A 14,536-nucleotide genomic window follows, 5' to 3' on the forward strand; every position below is an offset into this window, starting at 1 on the left:
TAAGCATTATGTAATTATAGTTTTAGAATCCCGACTTTAATCTTATAGTTTTATCAATATATATTGAAGTATTATTTCTATCATGACATCTTAAAGTTATCAAGAACGTTCCACCTAAAGCCTTTATACTACAGCTAGTATCATTCAAAACTGTAAAAGTATATTTGCTTGCTATTGTAGTACCTGGAATTATTTCAAAATTAAATTGGCTGTTAGGCACATCGAATCCATTATTTTTTCTCGTACCTGCAAATATTTTTGTTGTATTCAAAGCAATATCTGTAATACCTTCTATAACTTGACCATCTGAAGTTACATCTACAGTATAATTATTTTGTGGATCTGAAACTATTGTAATAGCTATATTATTAGTTGCAGAATTATCCAAATCTAAAGCAGCTGTTATATTTACATTACCCGTATTATTATAAAAAGTAATTAATCCATTTGAATCTACGGAAGCCTTCGTTGTATCAGAACTTGAATAGTTAATTTTAGGATTTGTCAAAATTGAAAGTTTTCCTCCGATAGTCACTGTTGCTATTGCATTGAGTTGGAGAGTTTGATTTACTCCCATTTGAATAGAATTGCCGTTTGTTATGATTATGTTATAGTGAGCCAATAAATTAGTATCTGCAATTTCATTTATCATATCATCAGTTGAAGTATTAATCTGAGTTTTTTCACAATATAGAGTTCTCAATCCTAAGTGCTCTGTAGTATATCCGTCTACCTTCCACTTTGCTCCCATTTTAATAAATTCAAGATTCACATCTATTTTTTTAGATAAATCCGTATCTTGAACAATTACTTTTAAATTACCAGACCACACATTTATTACACTTGATGTTTGAACAGATTGATTTGCTGGCTCAAAAACAGCTAGGAATGTATACAGCCTATTATCTAAGATTATTTTGAAGCTTTGTTCTACTTTTCTTATTCGGCTTCTGTAAGTCTTTTCATGCTTATCAATTTGAGATATTACAAACCAATTATTACTGTTATACTGTATTAAATCTCCTGTATTTATAGAAAAATCAGTATAAAGCTGCTTATCATCTTCATAACTAATTATTGAGTCACTATCTTTTATCAATGCCCTTTTAGATATTCCATTGTAAATAATATCAGTACCTTTTTCATACAAAAGGAAATCAAATATATCATCTATATTCTGCATAACATCTACACCTGCCTTCTACATTTATATAAAAATGCTTCTATATATGTATCCCAAGTTTTTATTTCCATAACTTTATATTTTTCATTTTCAATTAATAGGTAGCTATTTTCATTTACAATACTTTCTTTATCACAAAATGCTCTCTTGGTAACTTCAAAATTAAAGCCATCCTCAAAAGAATAATTCTTTGAAAATGGCTGTACATCCGCATATTCAGTTTTTATAATTGATGAATTATCAGAGTTAAACAATACCTTAATTTCTGTATCACTAAACATTATAGCCACCAACTTTTATCTTGGGAAGTGGCAGAGCCTTCTTTATATTTTCAGGAATACCATCTTTAATTTTTACACTTTTATCACCTTCAGTTTTACTTTCTAGTCCTTCTAAATCCTTGTTTTTATAAAGATAAACTGCATAATCTGAAGCTATATCATTATACTTTGTATCCAAAGTATCTATATTGCAGTACCCTAAAATTATGCTTATTGCTTTATTTAAATAATGGTTCAAAATATTATCTTTTGATGTATCAGCAGTATCAATTCCTAGAATTATTTTCATAGTTTCCAGCATAAGCTATTCCTCCATTTCCTTTAATTTTTTAATAAGTTCATCCTTTCTTAATCCAATACCATTAATACCTTTTTTCTTTGCTAATTCAGTCAGTTCCTTATATTTCATATCATCATAATTTAATATCTTTTCTTCAACAACTGTATATCCATTTTCATTAAACCAAGAAATAAGGTGAGAGACCTCAGTTTCTCCCACCCCATTTACAAAGTTTATTCCTGCGGATATACCATTATATTTTTTATTGTTTGAGTATATCCTTGCCATATGTACCTCCTGTTTAAACTACTTTTATATTTCTAAATACACCTGCACTCTTTGTAGCTTTAAGAGCCACAGCTGCTACCATTTCAACTTCACCATTCTTTACTGCACCAGAAGTTGAAAAGTCAGGAAGCCAAATCTTTACTAAGTCTTGATTAGCAAGAGATACAGCATGGAAACCATCAAGAGATAATCTTGCGGCATAAAGGTCTGTTAAACCTGTCACAGCATCAGTACCATTTGGTTTTCTTGTATTGGCAATAGATACAACAGGGTCATTAGTTCCTGCTTTTGCTCCAAGGTCAACAAGAACAATGCCGTCATAAGCATCAACCTTTCTGCCAAAAGCATCTTCACTTTGAGTCAAGTATCCTGCCCTTCTTGCTACGGATTTAATTTTTGTTATGAGCTTTGAGTTTCCTCCAAGGAATGTAGGCTTGCCATCAAGATTTGATAGGAACTCATCAAGTAAATCCATAAACTGTTTATAGTTTGTATCAAGTGCTGTAGATGTAGATAAATCAATAAATGCTCCAGCATTATATTCTGTGCTTGAACCAGTAATCGCCTTATTTAATCCATCAAAAGAATTAGAATCAACTGCTGAATCACCATTAATAATAGTATCGTGAAATAATGCATTTGCAGCTTTTACCTTTTGCTGTACCTGTAAATTTACTTCATCTACAAGTCCTCCTGTATTTGCTATAATTCTATCAATTGCAAATGAACCACCAAAAGGTTTAAGTTCAACAATATACCTGTCCTTAGTTACCTCTTGTGGTGTATATTCATTATTGATTGCTCTAAATGCCGCTGTTGGTTGAGTTATAAGTCTTGTGTACCCATAAGTAAGTGTCGCTCCATTAGTTCCAGGAGTTACTGCGTTGTCAAAGGTAATGTTATCAAGTATAAATGAACTCTTTCTAAATTCATCGATTACCCCCTTTTGAATATCGTCTTGAGTGTTTAATTTTGCTTGTGCTAATGTAATTGCCATAATAAATCATTTCCCCTTTCAAATTTATTTATTTTTTTCTGTATAATAATTTTTCAATGCTTCGTTTAGATTCTTTGGTTGAATTTCTTTTGAATCATTGTTTGGTGGAGTATATCCTTCACCCTTAAGTCTTATCTCTACTGATTTTTGAATTGCTGAATTAAAGCTTTGCTCTAAAGCACTAAGGTTTTTAACTGTGTTTTCCTCATTATCTGCAATAAAAAAATCCACCAATTCTACTGGCAGATTCTTCTCACTAGCTAACTTTACAGCTTTACTTGTTAATGCTTCATGCAATTTTTCCTGTTTCATATTCTCAATTTCAGATTTTAGTTTTTCAACCTCAATCTCCTTTTCGTCTTTCGTAGGAAACCTCTTTTTAACCTCCTCATTAATTAATCCTTCAAGATTATTAGATTTCCATGTCTCCAGTGCCTTGTTAAAATGTTTGTCTTTAACTGAATCCATCCACTTTTTAGCACCTTCATCTTCATTAACATACTTTTCAATACCATCAACGCTTATTTTATTTAAGCCCTGTAGATATTCCTTAACCTCTGCCTGTTCCTTGTTAGTCTCAATAAATTGTTTTACTTCTTTAAAATCCATGTAATTTTCCTCCTTCTTGCCCCATTGACTTAATAAAAACCAAAGACGCTTCATTAATTTTTTGCATAAAAATAAAGCAGTTTAGTGTCATGCTTAGGACATAATTTATAACTTGAAATTCATTAATTAATTTATTTTATACTTGGAATATACTTAATTCACCAGCTGCATCACTGCGTTTTTTATTAAAGTTTCCATATATATTAACAATCATCTCTTTCTTTATATAGGGAATATGTATTTGTGTAAAACTTGGCAATATACTATTATCATTATAGTAACCTTTATTTACTAAATTAATAATATTCTTATTTACCTCCATACCCCAAATAGGAAAAGTTATTTGATTAAAATCATTGAAATCTATCGGTATTTGATTAAAATTCTCTCTTGTTTCTAATTTCAGAATAACATGTTCTTTATCCCAAAAATCAAATGCATCTGTAACTAATGGATTTTGAAATAAATATTCATATAGTTCATCTACATTTTCAAAACATCCTTCTCTATTTCTTTTTGCAAATCCAAATACAAGTCCTTTATAATCCGTTTTATTATTGGCGTTGAAACTTTCTAATACTATACGATAATCTTTTTTACGATTTGTAAAACTCGGATAATATTCTCCTTCAGAATTTACAATATCAACAACTTTTCTACTTTGAATTGTCCAAAAATAATTCATAATAACCTCCACACTATATTAAATTTCAAATCAATTTACTATTTACGTTTTAGTAAATTATAGCATATTTATAGAATCAATCTCAATTCTCTGCACTAACAGTTATTATAAAACAGGTATCCAGCAACAATTGCAATTTGGATGAGCAGGTATTGTAGGTCTATTCTCATCATCCATTCTAAAAACCTTACCATCCATAGCTTCACAATACATACAAGTATTTAAACAAACATCGGCACACCACATAATTTCTTCAATTTCAAAATCTGTGAATACTTTTTCCTGTGCTTCTGTGAATATTCTAGTCTGCTCTGTATTTAAAAGAACCTTGCTGTCATATGTACTGATTTCAAAAGTTTTTGATATATCTGTAATCATTTCATCTAATGTCTTTCTATTTAATATGTTTCTGTTAATCTTATTGTAAATACTTTCTGCGAATTCATTTATATTGTTTTGAAGCCTATTAATAATAGTACTTCCTTGATAATTAGCATTAATTATTTTTTCTATTTCTTCTGGAACAAGTTCTCCTTTAACATTCATTTGCCTTACATCATTTAAAACTTCAAGATTTTTGAAATAAGTTTCTTCATAAATATCCTTTAATTCATTGATTAAAAATTCATACTGAAAATCATAAAGTTCATTGGCATATTTTTTTATCTCCTTCTCTAAATCGTTCATAATAATATTTTTTCTAAAATTACTTATCTTACCATTAGAAATATGCCTATTATAATAATCACTTATACATGCAATTAAAATGAGAAGATATTTTTTGTATTCCTTCTTGATTTCATCTACATCACTATTCGTCTTGTCCATCATTTCCTTTTTAATTTTGATAATCTCGTCTTTAACTAATTTATTCATAACCAATTATCCCCTTTCTTAACTTTGATTTTTAATAATATCTTTACTACTAACATCCACATTCCATAAATCCAATTTTTTCTGTTCTGAATTATATTTATTAACTTCCAGCTTTGGATTTTCAACAAAAGGTAGTAGTGTTAATAAAGTTTCCTGTGAACATACATTTTCAAGTTTAACAATAACATCTGCAAGTCCAGTTAAATCTGTTGGCAGGTTTCTTGTAAACTTTACTGCTATATCCCTATAGTCATAATGTTTTCCTTCTTTTTTGGACAAAAAAATAAAAAGGTTCTTTAACCTTTTCTTAATTACCTTTTCCATAATAGCTTCACGCATTGATACTCTATTTTCAAGATTTAATAATTTATTTCTAAGTGCCAGTGATGAAGTATTAGATGCCCAATTTTCATTAAAATTAACTTCATCCATAAGGTCATAAATTTTTCTTTCAATGTTATCAAGTTCATTTTTAACAAACGAATCATTAATATCTTTAGTAAGCCAGCTTACTTTTCCTCCTGACGGTACTTGAATAATTCCCATTTGCTTCATTTTGCCAAGGTCTTCTTCCTCAAGCTTTGCATTTTCTATAACAAGATAAGCATTTCTATGGTCAGCTATTTCATTTACTAAATCTGAATTTAAAGCATTGTAAGCATCAAATAAAGATATAATATCTTGAAATCCACTCTTCCTTTCAGAATTTGCTGGGCATACAATAACAGGAACTTTCCCAAATATATGATTATGACTTCCTAAAAGCTCTAATCCTCCTTCTGAATATACAACTCCATCAGTTACCTTACCTATTTTATAATGAAGTATTTGGCTATCAGTATAAACATCCATATATTCACTATCATCAAACTGTTTTGTATATTTGTGAATAGCCAGTAATACATTTCTTTCAGCGGTACCATCTTCTAAAACAAAACAATTCAATGGATTAAGTATTGCAGCAGAAAATTCTCCTTCTTCATTAATATAATTAAGTTCATAGGCTTCACCATATATTTCAGATTGTTTGCGAAGATTAATATTATGCTCCTTATCCCAATGACTGGTATTTATATCAATGGTATTTATAATATTTGCATCATCTGATTTTGAAATATAATTCACAGGCTTACCTAAAAGGTATCCCACTTCATTGTCAACAAATTTTCTAGGGTAATTGAATACCAGTTTCATGTTACTCCTGCTGTCCTGCATTTGATAATTGCTTAAAATAGAATGATTTCCTTCGTAGTATTTTTTATAAATCTGCTTGTTTATGTAGTTCTTATTTAGTTCATTTAAACATTGTAATATTAGATTTTCTGTTATTTGCAAATTATCATCTCCTTTCATAAATTTTGAAAATTTTGCAATTTAATTGCTAATATATCCCTTTAGCAGTATAATTAATTTGTAAATTATTAGTTTATAAAGGGGGAATATGGAATGGGAAAAGATATTTCAAGTGACTTTGAAGGAAAGCACTATTTATTAAACACAAACACTGGTGTTGCTCACGACTTAAAAAATAATGATTCTAAATGTGAAATTGAAAAAATAAAGAAAGAACATATCTATCTATCAGATTACTTTTATTCTGATATAAAGTCACAACCAACTTATAAAGAAGAATGTGATCATTGTATGCATCCTGATGGCTAATTTAATTTAATTTATTTTATCTATTCTTTCTTTTCGGGAACATCGCCTTTTCATAGGAATAATTGCGATGTTCTCTAAAATTTCAATAGTTTTATTAAAAATCACTTTGCTTTCAGCTACAGATAACTCATAATCATCTATTAACTGCAAAATTTTTTCTGAAACATCTTTTATAATTTTCTCTTCTAACATAAAACTACCTCCTCCTAATTTAAAATAATAAATTTCTATCAAAAAATCTTATTTTCTTTACTCCTTGGATTAGTTGTACCGCACCATAAAGACTATCTGGTGCATCATCATGCTTACAATTTTTGTTATAATCTTTTATTTGATTATTATATTGAATATTAGGATCACAAAATAAAATATGCCCATTTTTAACATCTGGCTCAAGACTTATAATTCTCTCATGTTTCTGACCTTTAGAATTAATACCTTCCACAGGAACATAAATTTTATTCTTCCACAGTTCTTCCTCAAGTTTTTGCTTTATGTAACTCTGTGCCTGTACCGTTTCAAATCCTACTTTCTCCACAGAATAATTCTTTAACTTTTCTACTACCACTTGGAATAAATCATCAGGAAGTAATTTATATATTGAACCATCAATCACATACATCTGCTTAGTTTTTCTGTGCCTTGCTAATATAGTTATTGCTGAATAATCATTACGTTTGCCTGCTTTTATAGCTGGATCAATATACATTACTATTTCCATATCCTCAAAATCAGGAAGCTTATCCCAATACTTAATTTCTTGAAATATATAATCATCTGTATTTCTTGGGTCGTTCTGCATTTCCTTATAGAAACTCTTTTCACCCATGCTTTGCTTCTTACACATTAAATAATAATAATCCAAATATTCATCCCACAATATTTCTGTTCCTTCTAGCATTTCATGTTTATGGGCATAAAAAAAAGATAGAGCTGTTTGAATTCTATCCTCATCCTGTAAATTATTATATTTTACTTGCCACTCTGCCCAAAGATCATCTCTTTCAGCGAAACTTAAAACAGCTGATTTTTTAATGCTTCTAACTCCTGGAATTTTTCCTTTAAGTAGTTCAGCCATTAAATCTTCTTCATTTAAAATAGTACCAACAACTAATATATTGGTATCCTTCGTGCCTATTGGAATAACAACATCTGTAAAAGTAGATTTAACTTGTTCACGTTTAGTTTCTGATTTTGCAGTATCATCTTTTAATAAATCATCTAGCAAAACCAATGTTGGTCTGTATTGCTTATAATGTATACCTCTTAGCGAGCCATCAATTCCCCTTATCATTATGCAAGAATCAATACCACCTTTAGTTCTAATCCATATCTCATTATTATTCCATCTGTTTCCCTTTTGAATACCAAAATCATCAATAAGCATTTGATTTTCTTCAAGTTCACCTTTAATCATATCAAGAAATGGAACTGCAATCTGCTCTGTAGCTGATATAATTAATGTAAACTGTGATTTATTATATAATGTTGAATACAACGGAAATAAAAAAGAATTGATTGTGCTTTTTCCATGCTCTCTCGGCAATCCAAAAGCTTCAATCAACCCTTTATTATTTAACATATATTTCAGTTCATCAAAAAGCTCCCTGTGAAATTTTCCAAACTTCCTATCAAAGTATTTCGGAAAATAACAGAGAGCAAAGAATTCTATATCCATTTCACCAATCAACTTGCGAAGTTCTGAAAAGGAGAACTCTTCTACAAGCTGTTTTATTTTGGGTGGTGAGAAATATTTTTGCATATATTGATGCAATAATTTGTTCTGATAATAATTTTGCTTTTGTATTTGCACTGCGTTCCACTTCCTTTTTTATTTAAATTCATGTGATAATAAACTGTATATTCGCTTTAGTACCATAAACAATGTTAATATAAATGTTATTATGCAATAATATACTAAAACAGATAGTATATATTTAAATAACCACTTTGATACACCAATTACAAATACAAATGAAAAACTCAGTAATACTAACGATAAAACAATACAAAATGATATATTAGCATATGTTTCTTTTAATAATGTCCTCCTAATATTATAACTATTAGCATCGTTTTCATTATTTGCCATATCTTTTATTTTTCTTACCATATCCAATATTAATATTAATAAATTAAATAATAATCCTGTAAATATGGAGAATATAGTTATTACCGTATTTATATCTTGTTCATTTAATACTTTTTTCCATGCAAATAATACTGCAAATACAAATGGAAAGATAAAAAAACAAATTGCTTCTGTTAAGTTAAGTGTTCCATTAGAAGAATTTGAACTTTTTAACGAATTTAAATGTTCTTTTATAATCTTTTTTATGCTAATTTTATCGATTTTTGAAAATCTTACAAAAAGAATAAAAGCACCAATTGTTAAGATAATAATTAATGCTTTGTAACTTATAAAACTCTGTAAAAATAATAATCCATTTCTTATTATATTTTCAATTTTTAATATCAAATAATATCACCTCTCTAAAAATAAAAGTCCCAAACTAATAAGAAAACTTTCTGCATATTCTTTTGCTGTACTACTTATACTTTTGTATGTAGGATGTCCATTTTCTCCATACGTTAAATCGTCTGTCACATTATAGCTACCATTTATAGATTCTATATTATTCATATTTATTGTTTTTGTTACATTATTTATAGATATTTCAACTTTTATGTTATCATACTTAAAATTTGTTATTTCAAACATTTCGGTTACATTCTTGCCCTCATTTAGCATACTCCATATTTTATTATTAACAGGTAAGTTCTTTCTTCTTTTAGCTTTAAAAATATATTCTACAAAACCAACATTTTCAGTAAATCCTTCTCCATCAATTCTATCAGCAATATCTTTAGCTACACCATGTTTAATAAATTTCAATTGCTTAATACTACCTTTTTCAAAAAAACTTTTTAAATAATCTTTTGGAAATAGTGGATTCATTTCTATCTTTATAGTAGGATAATTTTTTTCCATATAATCTTTTATATCATTTTCCAATGATGATTTAATTCCATATTGCATAAACCTTTGAAATATACAAACTCCTTTATTGGCATTTTGTGGCATGTAAATACCATAAAAAAAAGGGAGCATTTCTGCTGAATTAGGTAGCTTTTTATATTCTACTTTACCTGTATCAGTATTAAATATATCTGAAGAATATCCATAAGTCCCATTTTGAATTATACCTGTAATATGTTTGTATTTAATCATCTTATCTTGTTTTTCATCTTTTAATTGATTTTTTATAACAGTAATAACTTTTTTATTTTCTTCATTTTTAGAATAAACACTCTTCTTTGAATTAAAATAGTTATAAAGAATATCAATTATTGTGTAGTTATTTTTTAAATCTACTAGAGAATTGAACTTCATCTGTTCATTAGTTTTCTTGTCAATTATCTTAATTAAATAGCTTGTTAAAGATATTTTAGCCATATAAACCCACCTCACAAATTAATTAAATCAAGTATAAAATCTATTCGACAAAAGATTTTATCACTATGTTTAATTATACATAATTCGGTTTATAATAACAATATTTTCCTGTAAAATTTACAATAAAAATTTCTGCAACATTTACTGACGGGCAATTTTTTTAAAATAGAAGTACCCCTCCCCTGAAGGCAATAAAAAAAGGAATGGTTTCTACCACTCCAAGCCTTCCAAAGCCTTAACTATATCATCTTCTGGGGTTTGAGTATATATATTTGTTGTTGTTATGCTTTCATGCCCTAATATTTGCTGGATTGTTGTTATCGGTATGTTCTTTTTGACCAAATTATATCCAAGTGTATGCCTTATCATATGAGGTGTAACCTTGATTTGAAGTCTTTCTCCATAACTTTCAAGTATAAGGTTGACTGCATTCCTTTTAATTGCTCCTCTTTGACCTATAAATAAGTATTCAGAGTCATAATCTCGCCTAACTTCAAGGTATTTATTAATTGCTTTCCTTCCATCCTTATTTATTGGAACAGTTCTCTTGGCATTACCTTTGCCAATAACCTGCAAACTGCCTTTTCTTTCTGATATTTTTATGTCTGAAAGTTTAATATTGACCAATTCACTTACTCTAATACCTGTTTGAAGTAATATCTCTATAATACATATATGCATTAGATTTCCTTCTCGGTGTATTTCACTTCTAAGTTTCCATAATTCTTTATCTGGAAGTCCTTTAAACTGCCTTTTATCCTTATCCTTTATAACTGAAACTGCAATTACTTCATTAATAATGCCATCCTGTTTCAAATACTTTAAAAATGAATTTATACTGGCAAGTTTACGGTTTATTGTTATGACTGCTTCACCTGAACCTTGCAAATGCTTTTTATATTCCACCAAGTCCAGTTCAATAACCTTTTCAATACCTGCATCCGTTCTGCTTTCGTACCAAGCTACAAATGCCTTCGTATCTCTTACATAGCAGGAAACAGTATTTATACTTTTATCTTTTGCCTGTAAATATCCTTTGAAACCGTTGATATAGCTCATATATAGCACCTTCTTTCATTGGTTACATGATACCTCTGAAAGGAATTAATCTCAATACATAACTGCGATTATGTTGTGAGTTTCTTAGATTTTCCAACGGTTTTAAGCCATTCTTAAAGGGTTAAAAAGCATTTATCTATAAAAAAACTGGATACATAATATTTATTAGTTATGCTCCAGCATTTATATTCCTATTGAATTCTCTTCATCCCCATTATAATCGTTATTATCAGTTTCATCAATAAATCCTTCATCCGTTTCTTCTGTAATTTCAGGTTCTTTTAATTCTGATATTTCTTCACCTGCTATGGAATAATCTGCATCAAGAACATCATCCTTTATCATATTAAGGAACAGTCTTTTTCTTTCTTCTTCCTGAGCCTTAGTATCAAATATAATTTCTTTTCTTTCGCTCCATTCATCACGTTTACGATTCTTCAACCAAAAAGCTTGAGCTGCTGGATTCGCAGGCATATGCTTCTTAGTCTTCTCTATTCGTGTTCTTTTCTTTCCATTTTTATCTTCCTCAACAATTGTTTTAATTTCTTCATAATCATATCCAAGGGCAGAATTTAAAAGTGCATTTTCAACTTTTGTATCCATAACAGACTTAGACATCCGCACTAACTCTAAAAGAATTGGGTATTTATTCTGATACTCATACCATGTGCTTTCGGGTATATCTAACCTACTGCATATAACCTGATTCGTTAATCCTTCCTCACACCACTGCTGAATGTCTTTAAGTCTCGGCACTATATGGGTTTCCCACTTGGATTTTCTGTCTATAACCTCTGCAAATTCAGGATGTTTTTTCTTATACTCATATATCATAGACACATGAATATCAAGCCTTTCAGCAATTTGTTCATCTGTAAGTCCTTGAATTATCCATTCCTTTATTTCAGTTAACCTCGGCTCAACATTGGTTTCATACTTGGTTAAAGCCTTTCTATTATTTTTCATCACCTCACCTCCAAACTAAAAAAGAGCCTTGCTATTGGCTCTCTCATATTAATGAATATATTTAGGATATACTATAAAACCCAAAGCATAAATAATTACCATAGCAATAACTATAATCAAAAATGGTGTTTTTAGCAAAGAAATAACTTCATTAAAATATATTTTTAATTTATTTATACCTTTAATTTTCTTCATATATATTTTTTTATATTCCATATTCAATCTGATAGCAGACATACTATAATTAGTAGCCATAAGGAGAAACATCATTTTCCCTATTGGCAAATAAACCTGTCTAAAACTTTTTGATGAACCCTGTAAAATAAACGAGACAATGGAACAAATTAAAAATGTCCATAAAATAGGTTGAAGTACCGAATGATAATATTGAAATTGTTTATTATCTTTAAATTTTTTACAAGCATTTTTTTCAGAAAGTTTAAATCTAAAAATAAAAAACAGAACAGTATCATGTGTACTTCTAAAGAACAATATAAAAAATATCAAATATATGTAATATGTATCGATACTATATATATGTTCAGCACCATAAAGTACAAACAGTGAGATAATCATAATAATACTTGTCACTATTACTTTGGCTTTATGCTTTGTCCTTTGCTCATTAAAATAATTCAGATAATCTATTTTAAAGACCACCTCATAAACTACTAATGTAATGATGAATAGTATAATTCCAATTAAAAATTTTATTATTGATGTACTAATTTTAAATTTCCCCCCTCTTGCAACATAATTATAAGGTAAATATACCACCAAAGGATTCTTTTTACAATATTCCATGTAAAACTCTACTATTCTACAGCTTTTCAATATTTAATTTACAAATTAAAATCCACCATATATGTTTTATTGTATAGCACTTTAGTTACATTTTTAACTTAAAAAGGAGCTTCATCAGCCCCTTATCACCTACTTCAATATTCCAATCTTTTCATCAAACTCATCAATCATCTCCTCATCCAATCCCCAGAATAAAACCAAATCTTCATATACTTCTCTCAGCTTTTTTAAATCCTCCTTAGCATCTTCTTCTCCAAGCACACATAACTTTTCCTTAGCTGTAGCAAGTAAGCCTTTCAAAGTTTCCTTAATCAAATATTCAGTTTTCATTAATACTCCACCTTTCAATATTGGGTTAGGTAGTACATTACCTCTGAACATGTCTAAAAGTAAAGTTGAAATATATATCCATCTAACCCGTTTATACCTGCCCCAACGTTACAACAAAAAAATAAGGTCGAGCACTTACCCTACCTTGATAAAAATATTGCAACACAAGCCCTTACAAAGCCAAGAAAAAAGGGAAGCTTATTGCTCCCCAGTTGTCTCTTCAATTTTCTTTTCAGGTTTTCCATGTCTAAAAGCAGCATTACCTTCTAATTTTCCAAGTAATATTTTCCTTGCAATTTTATATTCATCTCCTATCATACCAAGCCTTATTAAAAAAACTCTGAACGTAAACTTTGGATTATCAGTGGAACTGACCTTTGCTGAAGCATGTTTTAAAGTTTTTGCATTTTGATTTAAAAGTTCTATAAATTGAGTATATGCTGTAATATTTTCTACTTTAGCTTTTATAAAGTTAAAACTTATTTTCTGTTCTTCAAAGTTAAACTCAATCTGTATACAGCTTTCTTTTCCAGCTATAGCCTTTTGAAAATCATCTATATTAGAAATCTTTGCTTCATTAATTTCTTTTATAAACTCCTCGGCTACTATGTTTTCTTCAATCCCTAAAGATTTCTGAATAAGTTCATGTTTGCTGTATATCATATTCACTAAATTTCTTAGACTTATTCCTGTATGTCCTGCTATTGGAACTGATATATCAGCTGATATAATTTGAGGTTCTGCTTCTGTATTCTCTTCTATAACATTCTTTTCTTCCTGCACCTGAATTTTAACTGCTGGCTTTAATATATCTTCAAGTTCTAATTCTTTGCCTTCTGTATTTGTAATCTTTCCTGCTTTATCAATTGTGTAAGTTTCTGCTTCAGTTATAATTTGATATGCAAAGCTTGGCACTCCCATATATTCAGCCTTAGCTCCAAAATGCTCACTTAAAACTTTTACGATTTCTTTTCTATCCATAATAAAATCCCTCCAATGTATTTGTTGTGTACATTAATCACTCTACAAGCACATTAAGTCAATACAATTAAGGGGATA

Annotated in this window: 19 protein-coding genes; 1 reads left to right on the top strand and 18 read right to left on the bottom strand. The window is 29.1% G+C overall.

Features of this window, described 5'->3' with window-relative positions; genetic code table 11:
• Positions 1-22: 22 nt before the first annotated feature.
• From IAI10_RS09940 to IAI10_RS09980, 9 genes are all read right to left on the bottom strand, one after another.
• The gene (locus IAI10_RS09940) at positions 23-1,183 is read right to left on the bottom strand and encodes a hypothetical protein (RefSeq protein ID WP_315673158.1); all 1,161 of its coding nucleotides are present in this window, start codon (positions 1,181-1,183) and stop codon (positions 23-25) included.
• A gap of 5 nt (positions 1,184-1,188) precedes the next feature.
• A complete protein-coding gene (locus IAI10_RS09945) occupies positions 1,189-1,464 on the bottom strand; it encodes a hypothetical protein (protein ID WP_315673159.1) in 276 nt (91 codons plus the stop codon).
• A complete protein-coding gene (locus IAI10_RS09950) occupies positions 1,457-1,765 on the bottom strand; it encodes a phage head-tail connector protein (protein ID WP_315673160.1) in 309 nt (102 codons plus the stop codon). Before IAI10_RS09950 ends, IAI10_RS09945 begins: the two co-directional genes overlap by 8 nt.
• A gap of 3 nt (positions 1,766-1,768) precedes the next feature.
• The gene (locus tag IAI10_RS09955) at positions 1,769-2,032 is read right to left on the bottom strand and encodes a hypothetical protein (RefSeq protein WP_315673161.1); all 264 of its coding nucleotides are present in this window, start codon (positions 2,030-2,032) and stop codon (positions 1,769-1,771) included.
• A 13-nt stretch (positions 2,033-2,045) separates the two neighbouring features.
• Positions 2,046-3,029 carry a major capsid protein gene (locus tag IAI10_RS09960; RefSeq protein ID WP_315673162.1) on the bottom strand — a complete coding sequence of 328 codons (984 nt, stop codon included), beginning with the start codon at positions 3,027-3,029 and terminating at the stop codon, positions 2,046-2,048.
• Positions 3,030-3,053: 24 nt separating this feature from the next.
• Positions 3,054-3,638: a DUF4355 domain-containing protein gene (locus IAI10_RS09965; RefSeq protein ID WP_315673163.1), complete on the bottom strand. Its 585-nt coding sequence runs from the start codon at positions 3,636-3,638 to the stop codon at positions 3,054-3,056.
• A 136-nt stretch (positions 3,639-3,774) separates the two neighbouring features.
• Positions 3,775-4,323: a hypothetical protein gene (locus IAI10_RS09970; protein WP_315673164.1), complete on the bottom strand. Its 549-nt coding sequence runs from the start codon at positions 4,321-4,323 to the stop codon at positions 3,775-3,777.
• Positions 4,324-4,428: 105 nt separating this feature from the next.
• On the bottom strand, positions 4,429-5,199 hold the full coding sequence (locus tag IAI10_RS09975) for a minor capsid protein (protein WP_315673165.1): 771 nt from the start codon (positions 5,197-5,199) through the stop codon (positions 4,429-4,431).
• Between the two features lie 18 nt (positions 5,200-5,217).
• The gene (locus IAI10_RS09980) at positions 5,218-6,534 is read right to left on the bottom strand and encodes a phage portal protein (RefSeq protein ID WP_315673166.1); all 1,317 of its coding nucleotides are present in this window, start codon (positions 6,532-6,534) and stop codon (positions 5,218-5,220) included.
• A 111-nt stretch (positions 6,535-6,645) separates the two neighbouring features.
• Between IAI10_RS09980 and IAI10_RS09985 the strand changes: the two genes are divergently transcribed.
• Positions 6,646-6,861 carry a hypothetical protein gene (locus IAI10_RS09985; RefSeq protein WP_315673167.1) on the top strand — a complete coding sequence of 72 codons (216 nt, stop codon included), beginning with the start codon at positions 6,646-6,648 and terminating at the stop codon, positions 6,859-6,861.
• A 6-nt stretch (positions 6,862-6,867) separates the two neighbouring features.
• Here the strand turns inward: IAI10_RS09985 and IAI10_RS09990 are convergent, their stop codons facing one another.
• From IAI10_RS09990 to IAI10_RS10030, 9 genes are all read right to left on the bottom strand, one after another.
• Positions 6,868-7,053: a hypothetical protein gene (locus tag IAI10_RS09990; RefSeq protein WP_315673168.1), complete on the bottom strand. Its 186-nt coding sequence runs from the start codon at positions 7,051-7,053 to the stop codon at positions 6,868-6,870.
• Positions 7,054-7,072: 19 nt separating this feature from the next.
• Complete coding sequence (terL, locus tag IAI10_RS09995) at positions 7,073-8,674, bottom strand: phage terminase large subunit (protein WP_315673169.1); 1,602 nt, start codon at positions 8,672-8,674, stop codon at positions 7,073-7,075.
• An 18-nt stretch (positions 8,675-8,692) separates the two neighbouring features.
• A complete protein-coding gene (locus IAI10_RS10000) occupies positions 8,693-9,340 on the bottom strand; it encodes a hypothetical protein (protein WP_315673170.1) in 648 nt (215 codons plus the stop codon).
• A gap of 6 nt (positions 9,341-9,346) precedes the next feature.
• On the bottom strand, positions 9,347-10,318 hold the full coding sequence (locus tag IAI10_RS10005; RefSeq protein ID WP_315673171.1) for a hypothetical protein: 972 nt from the start codon (positions 10,316-10,318) through the stop codon (positions 9,347-9,349).
• Positions 10,319-10,528: 210 nt separating this feature from the next.
• Positions 10,529-11,377 (bottom strand): tyrosine-type recombinase/integrase, encoded by an 849-nt coding sequence (locus IAI10_RS10010; protein ID WP_315673172.1) that lies wholly within the window; start codon positions 11,375-11,377, stop codon positions 10,529-10,531.
• Positions 11,378-11,560: 183 nt separating this feature from the next.
• Positions 11,561-12,343, bottom strand: a complete 783-nt coding sequence (locus IAI10_RS10015) for a transposase (RefSeq protein ID WP_315673173.1) — start codon at positions 12,341-12,343, stop codon at positions 11,561-11,563.
• 48 nt (positions 12,344-12,391) lie between these two features.
• Positions 12,392-13,147 carry a hypothetical protein gene (locus tag IAI10_RS10020; RefSeq protein ID WP_315673174.1) on the bottom strand — a complete coding sequence of 252 codons (756 nt, stop codon included), beginning with the start codon at positions 13,145-13,147 and terminating at the stop codon, positions 12,392-12,394.
• Between the two features lie 129 nt (positions 13,148-13,276).
• The gene (locus tag IAI10_RS10025) at positions 13,277-13,477 is read right to left on the bottom strand and encodes a hypothetical protein (protein WP_315673175.1); all 201 of its coding nucleotides are present in this window, start codon (positions 13,475-13,477) and stop codon (positions 13,277-13,279) included.
• Between the two features lie 198 nt (positions 13,478-13,675).
• Entirely contained in the window at positions 13,676-14,458 is a 783-nt protein-coding gene (locus tag IAI10_RS10030; protein WP_315673176.1) for a virulence-related protein, read from the bottom strand.
• Positions 14,459-14,536 lie beyond the last annotated feature (78 nt).

It is taken from the genome of Clostridium sp. 19966 (assembly GCF_032335695.1).
In the GTDB taxonomy this organism is placed as follows: Bacteria; Bacillota; Clostridia; order Clostridiales; family Clostridiaceae; genus JACTOJ01.